The 17,560-nt window shown below is 70.5% G+C and carries 18 protein-coding genes; 6 read left to right on the top strand and 12 right to left on the bottom strand.

All coding sequences use genetic code 11. The features are described from left to right. Window positions 1–52: 52 nt before the first annotated feature. From SGFS_RS47610 to SGFS_RS47595, 4 genes are all read right to left on the bottom strand, one after another. On the bottom strand, window positions 53–703 hold the full coding sequence (locus SGFS_RS47610) for a GntR family transcriptional regulator (protein ID WP_286258916.1): 651 nt from the start codon (window positions 701–703) through the stop codon (window positions 53–55). 109 nt (window positions 704–812) lie between these two features. Continuing rightward, the gene (locus SGFS_RS47605; protein WP_286258915.1) at window positions 813–2,423 is read right to left on the bottom strand and encodes a CocE/NonD family hydrolase; all 1,611 of its coding nucleotides are present in this window, start codon (window positions 2,421–2,423) and stop codon (window positions 813–815) included. Beyond that, complete coding sequence (locus SGFS_RS47600; RefSeq protein ID WP_286258914.1) at window positions 2,420–3,058, bottom strand: TetR/AcrR family transcriptional regulator; 639 nt, start codon at window positions 3,056–3,058, stop codon at window positions 2,420–2,422. The genes SGFS_RS47605 and SGFS_RS47600 overlap by 4 nt, the downstream gene beginning before the upstream one ends. Window positions 3,059–3,160: 102 nt before the next feature. Beyond that, window positions 3,161–4,072 (bottom strand): EamA family transporter, encoded by a 912-nt coding sequence (locus tag SGFS_RS47595; RefSeq protein ID WP_286258912.1) that lies wholly within the window; start codon window positions 4,070–4,072, stop codon window positions 3,161–3,163. Window positions 4,073–4,140: 68 nt separating this feature from the next. Here SGFS_RS47595 and SGFS_RS47590 point away from each other — a divergent pair, with 68 nt between their 5' ends. Beyond that, window positions 4,141–5,076, top strand: coding sequence for a LysR family transcriptional regulator (locus SGFS_RS47590; RefSeq protein WP_286258911.1), 936 nt, complete (start codon window positions 4,141–4,143; stop codon window positions 5,074–5,076). 79 nt (window positions 5,077–5,155) lie between these two features. Here SGFS_RS47590 and SGFS_RS47585 read toward each other — a convergent pair whose 3' ends face one another. Together SGFS_RS47585 and SGFS_RS47580 are read right to left on the bottom strand one after the other, a co-directional pair. Continuing rightward, window positions 5,156–6,319, bottom strand: coding sequence for an NAD(P)/FAD-dependent oxidoreductase (locus SGFS_RS47585; RefSeq protein ID WP_286258910.1), 1,164 nt, complete (start codon window positions 6,317–6,319; stop codon window positions 5,156–5,158). Beyond that, entirely contained in the window at window positions 6,316–6,513 is a 198-nt protein-coding gene (locus tag SGFS_RS47580; RefSeq protein ID WP_286258909.1) for a ferredoxin, read from the bottom strand. The genes SGFS_RS47585 and SGFS_RS47580 overlap by 4 nt, the downstream gene beginning before the upstream one ends. A gap of 54 nt (window positions 6,514–6,567) precedes the next feature. On the opposite strand from SGFS_RS47580, the gene SGFS_RS47575 reads away from it, so the two are divergent. Continuing rightward, complete coding sequence (locus SGFS_RS47575) at window positions 6,568–6,798, top strand: hypothetical protein (RefSeq protein WP_286258908.1); 231 nt, start codon at window positions 6,568–6,570, stop codon at window positions 6,796–6,798. A 301-nt stretch (window positions 6,799–7,099) separates the two neighbouring features. On the opposite strand, the gene SGFS_RS47570 is transcribed toward SGFS_RS47575, so the two are convergent. Both SGFS_RS47570 and SGFS_RS47565 read right to left on the bottom strand, forming a co-directional pair. Next, window positions 7,100–7,819 carry a response regulator transcription factor gene (locus tag SGFS_RS47570; RefSeq protein WP_286260402.1) on the bottom strand — a complete coding sequence of 240 codons (720 nt, stop codon included), beginning with the start codon at window positions 7,817–7,819 and terminating at the stop codon, window positions 7,100–7,102. Window positions 7,820–7,952: 133 nt separating this feature from the next. Continuing rightward, a complete protein-coding gene (locus tag SGFS_RS47565; RefSeq protein WP_286258907.1) occupies window positions 7,953–8,474 on the bottom strand; it encodes a MarR family winged helix-turn-helix transcriptional regulator in 522 nt (173 codons plus the stop codon). Window positions 8,475–8,872: 398 nt separating this feature from the next. On the opposite strand from SGFS_RS47565, the gene SGFS_RS47560 reads away from it, so the two are divergent. Both SGFS_RS47560 and SGFS_RS47555 read left to right on the top strand, forming a co-directional pair. After that, window positions 8,873–9,832: an SGNH/GDSL hydrolase family protein gene (locus tag SGFS_RS47560; RefSeq protein WP_286258906.1), complete on the top strand. Its 960-nt coding sequence runs from the start codon at window positions 8,873–8,875 to the stop codon at window positions 9,830–9,832. Between the two features lie 134 nt (window positions 9,833–9,966). Then, complete coding sequence (locus SGFS_RS47555) at window positions 9,967–11,019, top strand: zinc-dependent alcohol dehydrogenase (protein WP_286258904.1); 1,053 nt, start codon at window positions 9,967–9,969, stop codon at window positions 11,017–11,019. A gap of 72 nt (window positions 11,020–11,091) precedes the next feature. Here the strand turns inward: SGFS_RS47555 and SGFS_RS47550 are convergent, their stop codons facing one another. The 4 genes from SGFS_RS47550 to SGFS_RS47535 form a co-directional block, all read right to left on the bottom strand. Further along, window positions 11,092–11,736 (bottom strand): response regulator, encoded by a 645-nt coding sequence (locus tag SGFS_RS47550; RefSeq protein ID WP_286258903.1) that lies wholly within the window; start codon window positions 11,734–11,736, stop codon window positions 11,092–11,094. A 94-nt stretch (window positions 11,737–11,830) separates the two neighbouring features. After that, window positions 11,831–13,018 (bottom strand): sensor histidine kinase, encoded by a 1,188-nt coding sequence (locus tag SGFS_RS47545; RefSeq protein WP_286258902.1) that lies wholly within the window; start codon window positions 13,016–13,018, stop codon window positions 11,831–11,833. Between the two features lie 145 nt (window positions 13,019–13,163). Next, complete coding sequence (locus SGFS_RS47540) at window positions 13,164–14,609, bottom strand: sensor histidine kinase (RefSeq protein WP_286258901.1); 1,446 nt, start codon at window positions 14,607–14,609, stop codon at window positions 13,164–13,166. Beyond that, complete coding sequence (locus tag SGFS_RS47535) at window positions 14,606–15,304, bottom strand: response regulator transcription factor (protein WP_286258899.1); 699 nt, start codon at window positions 15,302–15,304, stop codon at window positions 14,606–14,608. Before SGFS_RS47535 ends, SGFS_RS47540 begins: the two co-directional genes overlap by 4 nt. A gap of 149 nt (window positions 15,305–15,453) precedes the next feature. Between SGFS_RS47535 and SGFS_RS47530 the strand changes: the two genes are divergently transcribed. Further along, window positions 15,454–16,797, top strand: coding sequence for a ferredoxin reductase family protein (locus tag SGFS_RS47530; protein ID WP_434028160.1), 1,344 nt, complete (start codon window positions 15,454–15,456; stop codon window positions 16,795–16,797). Window positions 16,798–16,810: 13 nt separating this feature from the next. After that, a complete protein-coding gene (locus tag SGFS_RS47525) occupies window positions 16,811–17,560 on the top strand; it encodes an FMN-binding protein (RefSeq protein ID WP_286258897.1) in 750 nt (249 codons plus the stop codon).

The following is a 17,560-nucleotide window of genomic DNA, read 5'->3' as shown; positions in this document are numbered from 1 at the left end:
ACAGGCTCCGACGAGCCTGTTGCCCCACCCCGGGAGCGCGCGGGCGAGAACGTTATTCGCGCAACGCGCCGATGACGCTCGTGAGGTGGGCGCGGACGGCCTCTTCGGCCGCCTGCGGGTCCCTCGCCGTGATCGTCTCGATCATGGCCAGGTGTTCACTCAGGGAGTGCTGGGGCCGTCCCGGCCGCAGTGCGAGCTGGAAACGGTGGCGTACCAGTTGGGCGTTGAGCCGCTCCAGCAGTTCCACCGCCACCTGCTGACCGGAGATCTCCCGGATGCGGGCGTGCAGTCGCTGGTTGAGCTCGGAGTACGTCACCGGTTCGCCGTCGGCGACGGCCTTGGTCATGGCGGTGCCGATGTCGGCCAGTTCGGCCAGTTCGTCGTCGGTGGCCAGGGTGGCCGCCTTCGCCGCGCACAGCCCTTCCAGGACCATGCGGCACTCGCTGATGGCGACCGCTTCCTCCACGGTCACCACCCGCACCCGCGAACCACGGTTGCGGATCCGCTCGACCAGTCCCTCGGCCTCCAGATCGATCAGTGCCGCGCGGATGCTGGCCCGTGTCACACCGAACTGCTCGGCGAGCTCGTTCTCCACCAGCCGCTGCGCCGGTGCCATGTCGCCGTGCAGAATCGCCTGCCGCAGCTTCGCGAGCGCGTGCTGTTTCGCCTGCTCGCCAGTGCCCGGACGGGCTTCGTTCGGCATGTGCCCTCCCTGAGTGAGTGCCTGTCGAACGTAAATCTAGGCCAACAAGATTGTCAACAATTTTGTTCTCATGAGATTCCCGCAGGTTCCGGCCTGTGTCACCTCACCTCTACGCCGTGGCGCGGACCGGCAGGAGCACCGCCGAGGCATGCGCCGGGTCGTGGTGAACCGTCTGGTCGGCCGCGCTGAGCGTGGTGGCGGTGGCGTGCGGCACCCCGGTGCCCGGGTTGCGGGCGTAGCGCGGGAAGGCGCCGCTGGAGACCTGGACCCGGATGCGGTGGCCGCGCTTGAACCGGTGCGCGGTCGGCCAGAGCCGGACCGTGGCGCGGCTGAGTGCGTCGGCGGCGGTGAGGCTGGTCAGGCCGTCGCAGACATTGGTCGAACGGCCGCCCGGGTCGACGTCGCAGAGCCGGACGAAGACATCGGCGTACGGCAGGCTGGAGCGGAAGAAGATCTCGGCGCCGACCTCCCCGATGACCTCGACGTCCTCCTCCAGTGCGGCGGTGGTGTACGTGAGCACGTCCGCACGGGCCTCCAGCGCGGTGTTGTCGACGGGGCCGGCGCCCGGCGGCATGGCCACGCCGCCGACGGAGGGGGTCGGGTCGGCCGGGTCGTAGCGGTAGGTGTCGGGGGCCGACTCGGTGGGCGGTTCGGTGGCCAGGGCGCCGCCGGGCTGGAGGTGGAAACGTCGTTCTTCGTAGCCCTTGGGCGGCCAGGACGCGAAGTCGCGCCAGGCCTCCTCGCCGGTCACGTACAGCCGCACGGGCGCGCGTTCCGGGGGCTGTTCGCCGCGGGCGTGGGCGAGTCCGAAGTCGACGGCCTCGCACACCAGCGTGTTGTCGAAGGTGGTGTGCGTCCAGGGCCCGACGGTCAGCCGGGCCGGGCGTCCCGCCTCCTGGAGGGCCTTGAAGTCCCGTAGTTGGCCGGGCAGGAAGATGTCGTACCAGCCGCCGATCGAGCTGACCGGGACGGTCACGCCGGCCACCCGCCGCCGGTGGTCCAGCGGTGCCCAGTGCGGGTCGTCGGCGTCGTGTTCGAAGATGTCCTGGAGGTACTGCGAGCGGTGGCCGAGGGCGGCGACGTCGGCTTCGGCGAGGGGAAGCGTGTCGAGGGCGCGGCGTATGCCTTTCAGTTCGAAGGGCTGACGGACCATCGAGAACGGACGTTCCTGTTTGGCGACCATGGCGCCCCAGCCGAACGGCGTCTGCAGCGACATCCCGTCCTTGCGCAGGAACTCCAAGGTCAGTGCGGACTCCGTCATGTGCGGGATCATCGCCTTGACCTCCGGCGGCAGCCTGTCGGCCACCGCCCATTGCACATATCCCATGTAGCTGGTGCCGACCAGCACGATCGAGCCGCCGAACCACGGCTGCTTCACCAGCCAGTCCAGGGTCGCGAGGCCGTCCTCGCGTTCCTGGCGCATGGGGTCGAAGGTACCGCCGGAGCCGAAGCCGCCCCGGGTGCTCTGGATGAGAACCTGATATCCGCGCTCGGCCAACGGCCTGACCGAGCCCAGGGCGACCACACCCCGTCTGCCGTACGGGCAGCGGATCAGTGCGGTAGGCAGGTTCTCTCCCCCGGCACGGGGTGTCCAGCGGTCGGCGAGCAGGTCGACGCCGTGGGGCATCGGCACCCGGAGGTCCCGATCGACGACGAGGTCGCGGGTGAGTGGCGGGGGCAGTTTCAGGGCGTGTTGAAGGAGATGGCTGCTCAGGTTCACCGGCGTCGCTCCTCTTGGTGGGGGGTGGTGGACCGGCCCATGGCGGCGGTGACGACGGGCGTCATCCGCATCAGCCGGTCGGTGAACGCCTCGGGGTCCAGCGGCTCCTCGCCCTCCACGATCCAGGTGTTGACGACGGCGGAGGCTCCGCCGGTGAGGAAGGTGGCGAGGTCGTCGACCAGTTCCGGGGCGAGGTGGTTGCCGTACTTCTGCCGTACGACCTCGCGGTTGACCGGGATGATCAGCTCGGTCAGCGTTTTGTTCAGGGCGAAGGCGCAGGAGCCGGTCAGCATGGGGCGGTAGAAGCCCCGGTGTTCCGCGAAGTGCCGGGCCATGGCGAGCACTCCGGCCCGCTCGGTCATGGTGTCCGGGTCGTATGCGGCGCCTTCCAGCAGTTCACGGCGGGCGAGATCCAGCGCCGCCTGGAGCAGCAGCGCGTCACGGTCGCCGAACTGCTGGTACAGCACCTGCCGGCTCACATCCGCGGCCTCGGCGATCTCGGAGACAGGGACGGCCGTCGTGCCCCGTTCGGTGACGAGGTCGATCGTGGCCCTCATCAGCGCGGACCGCGTTCGACGGACCCGCCGGTCCAGGGGTGGCGCGGGTGCCGACGACTCGGGGAACTCGAGCTTCATGACGAAGATAATGGACAGGTGTAAAGAAATGAGCAAGTGTCCATGAGGGGATCCGCCAGGTTGACCGGCGGCGCACAGTCCGGGTCACCCCTCGGGCCTGAGTCAGCGCCTGGGCACGAGCATGCTCATCGCGTTCGCCGCCACCACCGCTCCGATGGCGGCCCACTCGATCCGTCCGAGACCCTGGCCGAGCACGACCCACCCGACGAGGGCGGCGAGAACGGGGTTCACGCTCATGAAGAGCCCGAATGCCTGGGCCGGTACGCGGCGCAGGGTGAACATGTCAGCGAGATACGGCACCGCCGAGGCCAGTACCCCTGCGGCCACCGCGTAGCCCACAGCACCGACGGTCGGCGGCTGCCGGACCACGAGAACGACACCCACCGGCAGGAACACCAGCGCGGAGAGCCCGGCGGCGGCCGCGGAACCCTGCGCGCCGGGGACGCGGCGGCCGACCGTACGGTTGAGCAGGATGTACGCGGCCCAGCAGGCCGCGGCGAGGAGCCCCAGGCCCATACCGAGGTAGTCGGCGGAGGGTTGTGGACGCATCAGGGTGACGACGCCGGCCCCGGCGATCACCGCGCAGATCGCGTCCACCCGGCGGCGAGCGGCGGCCAGGGCGATGGTGAGCGGGCCGAGGAACTCCAGCGTCACCGCCAGCCCCAGGCCGATGCGGTCGACGGCGGTGTACAGGGACAGGTTCATCGTGCCGAACACCAGGGCGAGCAGCGCCACCGGCCCCCACTGCCGTGCGCTGAAGTCCCGCAGCCGGGGGCGGGCGACGGCCATGAGGACGATCGCGGCGACGTACTGGCGTACAGCGACCACGCCGACGGGTCCGAGCACCGGGAAGGCCAGCGCGCCCAGCGCCGCCCCGACCTGGTTGCACACCCCGCTGCCGACCATGGTGACCACACCGGCCAGTCGTGCGGCGCCGGGCTCCGGATCCCGGGCCGCGGGGACGGCCGAGGCCGGGGTGGCGGTGACCGTACGCGGTGCGGGGGCGGTTTCCATGGCTCGATCGTGCGGCCGTACAGCCCATGCGCAAAATGCATCAGCGGTTCGATCCATACGCTGGAGTCATGGATCCGAAGGACATCGATCACCCGGCCGGCGAGAACGACATTCCGATCGGCCCCGGGGAGGTCAAGGAGGTGGATGCCAAGGAGGTCGAGCTTCGGCAGTTGCGTTGCCTCGTCGCGATCGTCGACGAGGGCACGTTCACCGATGCCGCGATCGCGCTCGGTGTCTCCCAGGCGGCCGTCTCCCGCACGCTGGCCTCCCTCGAACGGACCCTGGGCGTACGGCTGTTGCGGCGGACCTCGCGCGAGGTGACACCGACGCCCACGGGCCTGCGGGCGGTGGCGCACGCCCGGCGCGTACTGGGCGAGGTGGAAGACCTGGTCAGGGAAGCGACGTCCGGCCATGTGCGGCTGCGGATCGGGTACGCCTGGGCGGCGCTCGGCAAGCACACGCTCGCCTTTCAGCGCCGTTGGAGTGCCGCGCGTCCCGGCGTCGATCTGCGGCTCGTGCGCGTCAACTCCACGACGGCCGGGCTGGCGGAGGGCACCTGCGACCTGTCGGTGGTGCGCCGCCCGCTGGACGACCGCCGGTTCGACTCCGCGATCGTCGGACTGGAGCGTCGGCTGTGCGCGATGGCCGCGGACGACCCGCTGGCCCGGCGCCGTTCGGTACGGCTCGCCGACATCGGCGCGCGCACGTTGCTCGTCGACCGCAGGACCGGCACCACGACCGCCGAGCTGTGGCCGCCCGACGCGCGTCCGGCGACCCAGGAGAGCCACGACGTCGACGACTGGCTCACCATGATCGCCACCGGCGGCTACATCGGCATGACCGCGGAGTCCACCGCCCACCAGTACCCGCGACCCGGCGTCGTCTATCGGCCCGTACGCGACGCCGAGCCCATCGCCGTGCGACTCGCCTGGTGGCGGGACGATCCCCATCCCGCCACCCAGCCCGCCATCGAACTGCTGACGGCGCTCTACCGCTCTGGCTGAACGACTGTCGGGCCGTCAGGCCACCAAGCCGCCAGGCCGTCAAGCCGTCAAGCCGTCAAGCCGTCAAGCCGTCAAGCCGTCAAGCCGTCACGGTCTCCCGCCAGACGGCGCCGGACGCGATGGCCTGGCGCCACTGCCGGATCGCCTTGGGCGGCATGCCGACCGCGAGGGCGCCGGTCACCTTCTCGCCGGTGCGGTAGACGGCCACGAACTTCCGCTCGGCCAGGTCGCCTTCCACAACGGCGACCTCGTCGTGGCCGCGCAGGTAGCCGTACGCCTGGATCTTCATGTCGTACTGGTCGGACCAGAAGTACGGCACCGGCGAGAACGGCTTTCGCGTCTGCGGGTCGAGGAGGTTGCGGGCCGCGGCCATGCCCTGTTCTGCGGCGTTGGTGCGGTGTTCGATGCGCATCGAGGTGCCGAACAGGGGGTTGTGCCAGCGGGCGACGTCACCGGCCGCATAGACGTTCCGCGCGGCCTCGCAGAACTGGTCGCACAGCACGCCGTCGCCCACGTTCAGGCCACTGTCCGCCAGCCATTCGGTGTTCGGCCGCGAACCGATGGCGACCAGCACCTCGTCGGCCTCGATCACCTCCCCGTCGGCGAGAAGAACCCCGTTCTCGGTCACCTCGGTGACGGTGACACCGGTGCGCAGGTTCACCCCGTGGTCGAGGTGGGTCCGGGACAGCACCGCGCCGACGTCCTCGCCGACCGCGTGGGCCAGCGGCACCGGCGCCGGTTCGAGGAGGGTGACCTTGGCCCCGAGGCGCCAGGCCACGGCCGCGGCCTCCGCGCCGAGGAACCCGGCTCCGACCACGACCAGCCGCCGCCCCGGCGTCAGCCGCTCCCGCAGCGCCAGGGTGTCGTCCAGCGTCCGCAGGACGTGCGCGCCCGCGCCGGGCAGCCGCCGGGGACGTACGCCGGTGGCGACGATCAGTCCGTCGTACGGCACCGTCGAGCCGCCGGCCAGCCGGACCTCGCGGGCTCCGAGGTCGAGGCCGGTTGCGGCGGTCCCGAGCCGTAGATCGAGGCCGAGCCCGCCTAGGTGGTCCGGCGTGCGCAGCGGCAGCCGGTCGGTGTCCCACTCGGCCGCGAGGATCTGCTTGGACAGCGGGGGCCGGTCGTACGGGGCGTGCGGCTCGTCGCCGACGAGGGTGAGGGTGCCGTCGTACCCCTCGCGTCGCAGCGTCTCGGCCGCCGCCAGTCCGGCGGCCGAGGCACCCACGACAGCGATCCGCCTCACTGCTGGACCAGGCGGATGGCGGCGGCGGGGCAGACCGCGATGGCTTCGTGCACGCCGTCCAGCAGGTCGTCGGCGGGGTGCTCCTCGATGAGGAAAGCGATGCCGTCCTCGTCACGCTGGTCGAACACCTCGGGGGACACCATCACACACTGTCCGGAGGCGACGCACTTCGGCTCGTCGAGTTCCACCTTCATGAGAATCTCCTTCTTCAGGTCGTTCTTGTGCTGTTGATGCGGCTGGCGAGGCTGATGGCGGCTGAAGTACTTGCTGCGGTTGCCTGGTTCGCGGGCTGGAAGTCGTCACCGGACGACGGGCAGTTCGTGGGTGCAGCCGAAGGCGACATGGCGGCGGGTGTCGAGCGTGATGTCGAGGCGGCCGAGGTCGGGGAACGCCTCGGGGTCGCGGTGGCCATGTCTCTCCTCGGTGGTGGGTACTGGCGGTGGGGGCGGAGCACCGGGGTCACGGGTTCGAACGCTTGATAAGCACATGCAAACAGAGCGGGCTGACTACTACCGGTCAGTTTCCTGACGAATTCCTGACATGACGCAGGTCACATGCCGCCCCGCCACCGGGCGACAGGGCGCCCCCCCCCCACCTTCCATCAACACGCTTTGACAGCATATGAGTTGACGTACAGCCAGTGGCCGAGAACGAGACGGTCCGGAACGGCGAAAAGACGGCTCCAGAACATTCCGGAGCCACCCACAGGAAACGTCCTGCGGCCCCACTCACCCCACGGCGCCAGAGGCACATTCGCATCGCGAATATCTCACAAGCGACTCACTCCCGCTCGGCCGATCTGCCGAGCCAGTAGCCGAAGCCCCGGCGGGTGTGGATCAGTGCCGGGCCCTCCCGGTCCACCTTGCGCCGCAGCCGGGAGACCAGTTGCTCGATGGCGTTGTCGCCGTGGAAGTCGCCCCACACGTAACGACCGATCTGCTCCTTCGACAACACCTTGTGCGCGTTGACGAGGAGGTAGCGCAGCAACCGGTACTCGGCGGGCGTGAGATGCAGGGCCTGCCCCGCGCGCAGAGCCTGACAGGCGGAGTCGTCGAGAGCGAGATCGCCGTAGCCGAGGCCGCTCTCCCGGCGGCCGGTGTTGGTGCCACGCAGCAACACCTGCGCCCTGGCGAGGACTTCGGCGATCCGGAAGGGCTTGGTGACATAGTCCTTCTCCCCCAGTCCCAGCTCGGGCAGGAGACGGCCCAGCGCGTCGCAGGCGGCGAGGAAGAGCACCGGCGGGCGCTGGATGACGCCCCGCTGCCCCCGGGTCAAGCGCTCCAGGTCCGGCAGCGTCAGATCGAGCACCACGAGGTCGAACCGGTGTGCGCCGAGCCGCGCCAGGGCCTCGGTGCCGGTGCCCACCGTGTCGATCCGGTACCCCGCCAACTCCAGAGTCGTGGACAGCAGTTCGGCGACTTCCGGGTCCTCGACAGCGAGGAGGACGCGCTGCCCCGCCCCGCGGGCGAGCGAGGGTTTCTCAGTGGCACTGCCGTACATGGTTAAGGCCATTCGTGTAGGGCTCATTCTTCGCGGAGGGACGGGGTGGTGCGGATGCCGGGCGGAGGGGGTGCGTCGAAGCGGCGGGCGCCGCCCGTGGATCGGCGTGTCCCGCGGAGCGGCTCCCGCGCTCTCAGACGGCGGGAGCGGGCGGGCCCGCATCGAGATCCTGGTTCTCGTCGGCGGAGAGGGACAGGAACAGCTCGACCATGCGGTCGAAGAGCGCGGCGAGTTGGCCGATCTCCTCCGGCGACCAGTCGGTGAGGGCCATTCTCATACCGAGCGCACCGGCTTCCCGGATGCGTTCCACGGCCCTCTGCCCGTCGGGCGTGAGCTGGACGCGCCGAGCCCGGCGGTCATGTGGGTCAAGAACCCGGGTGACATGCCCGGACCTCTGCAACTGCTGCACCTGGCGGGTGACATGGGAGGCCTCGACGCCCAGCCGCGCGGCCAACTCCCCCGGACGCAGCGGCTCGGAGTCGGCGACCTGCCGCAGCAGCGCCACGGCCGCCCGGTCCAGCGGCACGCCGGCGAGCGCCATCAGACGGTCGTGCTGCCGGGCCCGCGTACTCAGATACGTGATCTGGGTCAGGGCCCGTTCGATCTCGATCACTTCCGGGGAGGCGGGAACGGCCGCCGGCGGCGATGGGGACATGTGCATCACCCTACCTTCTCGTTGCCTAACTCAAGCAATCCCACTCGATTGCTTGACTCAAGTAAGTCACATGTGTTTGCCTAACTCAAGCAAGGCGACGCCCGCTCTTCCTTCCTATGGATCGGACGTACCGCCTTCGACAGGACCGGGGCCGGTCCGAGCGGAAGCGGCCCCTACGCGCCGAACCCGTGGGGACGGGGCCCGGCGCGGTCCGTGGCCCGGTGGCCGGAAACCTCCCCCCTTCCAGCCACCGGGCCCACGGACACCTTCACGACCCACCCAGCTCGACTGCCCCACCCGCCTTCCCCCGGCCGAGCGACCGACAGCACGACCGAGTCCGGCGCCCGCCGGACTCGCGCGCACCCGAGACGCGAGACGGAAGAAGACAGGACACACCGATGAGAACCTCTCTACGAGCCGGACTGGCCGGGGCGGCCGCGTGCGGCGTGCTGCTCACCGCGATCAGCGTCGGCCGGGGCGGTGACGGGGACGGCGGCAGCGGGAGCACGGACGGCTCGGCGCCGCCGAAGGGGCCGTACGTGGCCCTCGGCGACTCCTACACCGCAGGCCCGAAGATCCCCGGCCAGAACGGCACTCCCGGCGGCTGCGAACGCTCCGACCGCAACTACCCGGCCCTGGTCGCCGAGGAACTGAAGATCAAGGGCACCGATTTCCGTGACGTCAGCTGCAGCGGCGCCACCATCGGCGACCTGTCCGCGGCCCAGTCCACCGACGACGGCACCAACCCGGCCCAGTTCGACGCGCTCTCCGCCTCGACCCGGCTGGTCACGGTCGGCATCGGCGGCAACGACATCGGCTTCGCCTCCGTTATCAAGCGTTGTGTCACCTCCGGTGTGCTGTACGAGGTCACGGGCGGCGGCAAGGAGAACGCCGCTGACGCCCCGTGCAAGGAGCGTTACGTCTCCGGGGACACCGACGAGGTGCGGCAGAAGATCGACGCGGTGGACGAGAAGCTCGCTCTCGCGCTGGAAGAGGTCGGACGCCGGGCGCCCGAGGCGCGGGTCTACGTGGTCGGCTACCCGGCGATCCTGCCGTCCGACGGCGGCGACTGCGGCCGGGAAATGGCCCTCACCCCCGGTGACGTCGACTTCATCCGCGACAAGCAGCGCGAGCTGAACGCCATGCTGCGGCAGCGGGCCGAGGCCGCCGGGGCGCGGTATGTGGACACGTACACGCCGTCCGAGGGTCACGACGCCTGCTCCGCCGAGGACAGCCGCTGGATCGAGCCGCTCGTACCCCGCTCCCCCGCGGCCTCCGTGCACCCGAACGAGCGCGGGGAGCGCGGTATGGCCGACGCCGTCCTGCACGCCCTCGGGGCGCACCCACGCACCACCTGAACGGTGGCCGGGGCGCGGGAAGCGCCGCCCACGAACCCGGCGACACACCTTTTCCGTGCCTCACTGCCCACAGCTCCCAGCCTCACCGGATCAGCTCAAGCGGTTCCGATCACCCTCAGAAAGCGAGTCAGACCATGGCGACCATGAAGTCCGTGCACACCGGCGGCGTCGGCAGGATCGAGGTCGTGGACGTCGAGCGTCCCGTGCCCGGCCCCAAGGATGTCCTCATGCGCATCCGCGCCGGTGGCATCTGCGGCACCGACGTCACCTTCCTCCACATGGGCGGTATGCCCGCCCGTGCGCACCTGGGCGGCGAGATGGTTCCCGTTCCGCTGGGCCACGAGCCGGCCGGCGAGATCGTCGAGGTCGGTGCCGAGGTCAGCGACCTGAAGGTCGGCGACCGGGTGGTGGTCAATCCGCAGGACGCCCCGACCGGCATCATCGGCTGCGGCGGCAAGTACGGTGCCCTCAGCGAGTACCTGCTGATCGAGAACGCCGAGATCGGCAAGGGTGTGGCGGTCTTCCCCGAGACCGTGCCGTTCGCCGTGGCCTCCCTGAACGAGCCCATGGCCGTCGCCCGGCACTGCGTCAACCGTTCCGAGGCGAAGCCGGACGACCGGGTCGTCGTCTTCGGCGCCGGACCCATCGGCCTCGGCGCGGCCATCTGGCTCAAGCTGCGCGGTGTGCGGCACGTGGTGGTCGTCGACGTCATCCCCTCCCGGCTGGAGAAGGCACTGGCCGTGGGCGCGGACGCCGTCATCGACTCCGCCGAGGAGGATGTGGCCGCGCGGCTGACCGAGCTGCACGGGCAGGCGGCCAACGCGCTGGGCCAGCCCCGCCCGGGCACCGACATCTACATCGACGCGGCCGGTGTCGCGGCCGTCTTCAACACCGTGGTGGGGTCGGCGAAGTGGGGCGCCAAGCTGGTGATGGTGGCGGTGCAGAAGAAGGGCACGGAGATCGACCTCGGCGGCATGCTCCGCAGCGAGCTGACCCTGGTCGCCTCCCAGGGCTACCCCACCGAGATCTTCGAGGTCACCCCTGAACTCGTCGAGCACCACGAGCGCTTCGGCAAGCTCATCAGCCACACGGTGCCGTTCACCGAGGTCGAGCGCGCGTTCGAGCTGACGCTGACGCCTGGGGCGGCGGAGAAGGTCGTCGTGACCTTCGACCAGTACCCGTCCTGACGCGAGCGGGAGCCCGCCGCCGGCCGAGCCGGTGGCGGGCTCCCGCTCGCGTCAGGCCCGGACCTTCGATGCCTACGCGTTGTTCAGGTACGCCAGCACCGCCAGCACCCTGCGGTGGCCGCTGTCGCTGGTCGGCAGACCGAGTTTCAGGAAGACGTTGCCGATGTGCTTGCTGACCGCGCGTTCGGTGACGACAAGGGTCCTGGCGATGGTCGCGTTGTCGTGGCCCTCCGCCATCAGCTTCAGCACCTCACGCTCGCGCGGGGTCAGCGAGTCCAGCGGGGAGTCCTTGCGGCGGGTGAGCAGCTCGGTCACCACCTCCGGGTCGAGGGCGGTGCCTCCCGCCGCCACCCGGTCGAGCGCGTCGAGGAACTCGTCCACGCGGCCCACCCGGTCCTTCAGCAGATAGCCGACGCCGCTCGCCCCGCCGCCGAGCAGTTCGGCGGCGTAGGACTCCTCCACGTACTGCGAGAGGACCAGCACCGGCAGCCCGGGCATCTGCCGGCGGGCCTCCAGTGCGGCGCGCAGCCCCTCGTCGCGGAAGCCGGGCGGCATACGGACGTCGAGCACGGCGACATCGGGGCGGTGTTCCAGCAGTGCGGGGAGGACCTCGGGGCCACTGCCGGCGACGGCCGCCACCTCGTGCCCGGCGGAGGTCAGCAGCAGGACCAGGCCCTCCCGCAGCAGGGCGTTGTCCTCGGCGATCACCACACGCACGGCCGTCCCACCTCTGTCCCCTCGCGGCGGAGCCGCACCATGTCACAGAGCCGCTGTCGCGACGCCCCGGGTCCGTCTGCCGTATCCGATGCCGTCACCATACGCACGGCAGCTCGACCTCGATCATGGTGGGGCCCCCGACGGGGCTGGTGACGGTCAGGGTTCCGTCGAGTGCGGCGACCCGGCGGCGCATGCCGAGCAGTCCCGAGCCGCCCATCGCGGTCGCCGGACCGGGCGTGCCGGGAAGGTCCTCGGCGCCGCCGCGCCCGTCGTCGCGCACCAGCACCCGGACTCCCCGGCGGATGCGGGCGAGGGCGACCTCGGCGCGGTCGGATCCGCTGTGCTTGGCGGCGTTGGTGAGTGCCTCGGCGACGACGAAGTACGCGGCGGCCTCGACGGCGGCCGGGGGACGCGGCCCGTCGGCGTCCTCCAGCCCGTCGACGGACACGGTTGCCTGGATGCCGCTGCCGGCCGCCAACGCCCGTACCGCACCGGCCAGCCCACGGTCGGTCAGGATCGGCGGATGGATACCGCGTACGACATGCCGCAGCTCGGCCAGGGCGGCCTCAGCCTGCTCCTGCGCGTCGGCCAGGAGCTTGCGCGCACCTTCCGGGTCACGGTCGTAAGCCCGTTGCGCAAGACCGATCCGCATGGAGAGGGAGACCAGACGGGCCTGGGCGCCGTCGTGGAGGTCCCGTTCGATACGGCGCAGCTCCGCGCCGTGCGCGGCGATGGCGTCGGCGCGGGTCTCCGTCAGTTCCTGCACGCGCTCGGCGAGGCGGGCCTTCGGGGACGGCTTGAGCAGGGTCTCCGACCAGTGCGCGTCCAGGTCGGCCAGGCGGCTGACCAGCGGGAGTACGACCGCGGGCCGCCGCAGCAGCCCGGCCCACACACCGTCCACGAGCAGGCCCAGCGGCCAGAGCGGGACCATCAGGCACGGGAGCCAGCCGTAGACGTAGTAGGCGAGCATCCAGCGGGCGTCGGTGTGGGTGCCGGGATCGCGGACGGCGACGCGGACGCGTTCGCGCACCGTGCCGGTGATCGGCTCGTACGCCTCGGGGATGTCCCGGCCGGTCCAGGCGGCGACCTGCCGCCGTTTGGCCCCGGCGATCCTGCGGATCAGGATGACCGTCTCGGGCAGCATCCAGGCGCCGACGACCGCGACCGTGGCGACGGCGGTGATCAGCAGCACGGTGATGAAGATGTACAGCCCGAACGCCATCGCCGCGGCGATGATCAACTGGAGGGTGGCCCGCGCGGCCTGCCGCACCGTCTTGCCCATGGCGATCAGGCTAGGGCCTCCGCGTGACCCGGACGTACCAGCGAAGCGCAAAGAAACCGCAGGCCACGCGCGGCCTCACCGGTCGCGTAAGCCTCACCGGTCGCGTAAGCCCACCGGTCGCGCAAGCCTCACCGGTCCCGTGCGGCTACGCGATGAGTCGCCCCAACGGCAGTCTCACCGTGAAGGTCGTCTCGCCCGGCTCGCTGGTGAGTTCCACCGTGCCGCCGTGGGCGCGGACCAGGGAGCGGACGACCGCGAGCCCAAGGCCGCTGCCGCCGCGGTCGCGGCTGCGGGCCTTGTCGACACGGTAGAAGCGGTCGAAGACCTGGGCCTGGTCGGCGGCCGGGATCCCGGGACCCGAGTCGGAGACCCGCACCTCGGCCGTGCCGGAGGAGACGGCGACCGACACGGACACCTTCGTACCGGCCGGGGTGTGCACGGCGGCGTTGGCCAGGAGGTTGTCGAGGACCTGCCGTACCCGCAGGACGTCCAGGCGCAGCCGTACCGGGCGGGAGCCGGTCGTCACGGTCAGCGGATGGTCGGGGCGGCCGGCGCGGAAGGCGTCCGCCGCCTGCTGCACCAGCTCGACCAGGTCGGCCTCCTCGTGCCGCAGCGGGGTCTCCACGTCGGCGGCGTCCAGGCGGGCGAGCAGCAGCAGGTCGTCGAGGAGGACACCCATGCGGGCGGCTTCGGCGCGCAGCCGGGCCAGATGCTTGTCTCGTTCCTCGGGGCTGTGGGCGGCGGCGTACTGGAAGAGGTCGGCGTAACCGCGTACCGACATCAGGGGGGTGCGCAGTTCGTGGGAGGCGTCGGCGACGAAGCGGCGCAGGCGCTGTTCGGCCGCAGTGCGCACGGCGAGCGCGTCGTCGATGTGCTCCAGCATGGTGTTGAAGGCGGTGCGCAGTTCCTCCACCTCAAAGCCGCCGTCGCCGCCGTCGGCGCGCACCTGCAGCCGCGCCGAGTCCGTCAGGTCGTGCGAGGTGATGCCGCGGGCCGTGTGCGCCATGTCGCTCAGCGGCTTCAGTCCACGGCGCAGCATCTGCCGGCCGAAGACGACGAGCGCGGTCAGGGCGAGGACGAAGGTGACCACCTGGACGGCGATCAGCCGGCCCACGGTGTCCTCGATCTCGTCCATGGGCGCGGCGCTGACCAGGATCACTCCGGGCTCGACCTCGCAGGCGCGCATCCGGTACTGGCCCTGGCCCCTGAGGTGGCCGGTGCGCACGACCTCCGTGTCCGCCCTGGTCTGGGCGCGGGCCACGGCGGTGAAGTCGTCGATGTCCTTCGGTACGTCGGCGGCGTCCTCGGGTGTGCGAAGCACGGGGGCGCCGTTCGAGACGTCGTACACGGCGTAGTACCAGCCGTAGTACTTCTTGCCCTGCAGCGTGCCGTTGTCCGCGATGCTCTTGGACTGGGCGATCTGGGCGATCCTCAGCTGTTCGTTGAGCTGCGCCGACAGATAGTCCCGCATGTACATGGTCAGCGCGCTGCCGACGACGGCGAACACGACCAGCGCGAGGGCGCCCAGGCCCAGCGCGAGCCGGGTGCCCAGGCGCATCCCGCAGTAGACCTGTCGCAGCCGGCCGATCACTCGCTGGCCTGCCGGAGCACGTATCCGAACCCTCGTACGGTGTGGATGAGCGGTGCGATGCCGTCATCGATGCCGTCGAGCTTGCGGCGCAGCCGGCTGACGACCAGCTCGACCACGTTGGAGCGGCCGCCGAAGCCGTACTCCCAGACGTGGTCGAGGATCTGTGCCTTGGTGAGGACGGTGGGCGACTTGCGCATGAGGTAGCGCAGCACCTCGTACTCGGTGGGGGTGAGCGTGAGCAGTTTTTCGCCGCGGCGGACCTCGCGGGTGTCCTCGTCCATGGTCAGGTCCGCGACCTGGAGCACGGACCGCTGGAAGGAGGGCCCGGCGCTGCGGCGCAGCACCGTGCGCAGCCGGGCCATCAGCTCCTCCACGGCGAACGGCTTGACCAGATAGTCGTCACCGCCCCGGGTGAGTCCGGCGACCCGGTCGGCGACGCCGTCGCGGGCGGTGAGGAAGACCACGGGCACCATCGTGCCGGACTGGCGCAGCCGGTCGAGCACGCCGAATCCGTCGAGGCCTGGCAGCATCAGATCCAGCACCACGATGTCCGGGTGGAACTCTGCGGCCTGCCGCAGCGCGTCCTCTCCCGAGTACGCGGTGACCGCCTCCCAGCCCTCGTAGCGGGCCACTGTCGCCACGAGGTCGGCGATGGGCGGATCGTCGTCCACCACGAGAAGTCGCACTTTTTCCACGTGCTCATACTGCGTCACGTGGCGCTTCGCGCCATAGCCGCAGGGGGCTCGCCAGCAGATCGATAAACACTTGAAAGTTCATCGACAGTAAAACGACAGCCCATCCCGGAGAAGCTCGTACCCCGGACCCGATCAAGGAGCGACCACCCGTGACCACTGTCCAACAACCCCCCGCGGCGCCCAGTCGCCCGGGAGTGCGCCCCAAAGTGGTCGCCCGTAGCGGCCTCTACGCCGTACTGGCCGCCAATGTGGCGGTGGTGACCGTCTTCTTCGTCCAGGCGGGCTTCGCCTCGAACACCCTGATCGTGCTGGGCCGGCTGACCGGCCTGTACGGCGCGCTGCTGATGGCCTTCCAGCTGCTGCTGGTGGCCCGGCTGCCCTGGTTCGACCGGCGCATCGGCATGGACCGGCTGACCTCCTGGCACCGCTGGACCGGTTTCTCGGTGCTGTGGCTGCTGCTGACGCACGCCGTGTTCATCGTCTTCGGCTACGCCGATTCCTCCTCCCTGGACCCGGTCAACCAGTTGGTCGACCTCGCCGAGACCGTCGAGGGCGTACTGCGCGCGATCGTCGCCCTGGCCCTGATCATCGTGATCGGCGTGGTCTCGGCCAGGGCCGCCCGCCGCCGTCTGGCGTACGAGACGTGGCACTTCATCCACCTGTACACGTACGTTGCGGTGGTGCTGGCCTTCACTCACCAGGTCGCGGCGGGCACGACGTTCGCCTCGTCCGAGCCGGCGAAGACGTACTGGTACGGCGTATGGGGCTTCGCGCTCGCCGCGGTGTTCCTGGGCCGTCTCGTGCTGCCGCTGTGGCGGAACTGGCGTCACCAGCTGCGGGTGACGGCCGTCGTCCCCGAGGCCGACAACGTCGTGTCGATCTATATGACCGGCCGTGACCTGGACAAGATGCCCGCGCGGGCCGGCCAGTTCTTCATGTGGCGCTTCCTGACCCCGGACCGCTGGTGGCAGGCCAACCCGTTCTCCCTGTCGGCGGCGCCCGACGGCAGGCAGCTGCGGCTGACGGCGAAGGCCGCCGGTGACGGCAGCGCGGCCCTGAAGCATGTGAAGGTGGGCACGCGTGTGTTCGCCGAGGGCCCGTACGGCGCGTTCACCGCGATGCACCGCACCCGCCCGGAGTCCGTGCTGATCGCCGGTGGCGTGGGTGTCACCCCGATCCGGGCACTGCTGGAGGAGATAGACGGGCACGCCGTGATCCTCTACCGGGTGGCCACCGACCGGGACGCGGTCCTCTACGACGAACTGCGGGAGCTCGCCCACGCCAAGGGCTGCGAGCTGCACCTGGTGACCGGCCCGGTCAGCCCCGACAAGCTGGCGCCGAGCGAGCTGGTGCGGCTGGTGCCGGACATCAGGGAGCGGGACGTGTTCCTGTGCGGGCCGCCGCCGATGATGAACGCGGTGCTGGGCAACCTGCGTGAGCTGGACGTGCCCAAGCAGCAGATCCACTTCGAGCGCTTCAGCCTGGCCGGATGAGGAAGACGACACCGTGAAACGAGCCATACCTGTACTGGTCCTGAGCGCCGCCGCCCTCGTCCCCGTCTGGCGGTACACGCCGTCGACCGAGACGACGTCGAGCTCACAGGCCTCCGAATCCACCCCTTCGGCCTCCGCGTCCACCTCCACCGACGGTTCCACCGTCGTCAAGGGCACGGCCGTGGACACCGAGAAGGGCACCGTGCAGGTCCAGGTGACCTTCGTGGGCACCGAGATCACGGCTGTGAAGATGCTCCAGCAGCCGGACCATCCGCAGACGACGGCCGCGGTGCCGAAGCTGATCGAGGAGACGCTTCAGGCGCAGAGCGCCGAGATCGACACGGTCTCCGGCGCGACGATCACCAGCGACGGCTACCGGGAGTCCCTCCAGGCGGCGATCGACGCGAACGACGACTCGGCTTCGTCCTCGTCGTCCGACTCCTCCTCCGGCTCCTCTTCCGATTCCGGCTCGGACAAGGACTCGGACTCGGCGGCCTCCGCTTCGCAGACCGTCGACGGCACGGCGGTCGACACGTCGAAGGGCACCGTGCAGGTGCAGGTCACCTTCGAGGGCGACGAGATCAGCGCCGTGCAGATGCTGCAGCAGCCCAACCACCCGCAGACCACGGCCGCCGTACCGACGCTGATCGAGGAGACCCTCGCGGCGCAGAGCGCCGACATCGACACCGTCTCCGGCGCGACCATCACCAGCGACGGCTACCGGCAGTCCCTCCAGGCGGCGATCGACGCGAAGGGCGCCTGA

This window comes from Streptomyces graminofaciens, assembly GCF_030294945.1.
Classification (GTDB): Bacteria; Actinomycetota; Actinomycetes; order Streptomycetales; family Streptomycetaceae; genus Streptomyces; species Streptomyces graminofaciens.
The sequence above is the reverse complement of the archived record's forward strand: the minus strand, read 5'-3'. Positions and strand labels throughout refer to the sequence as shown.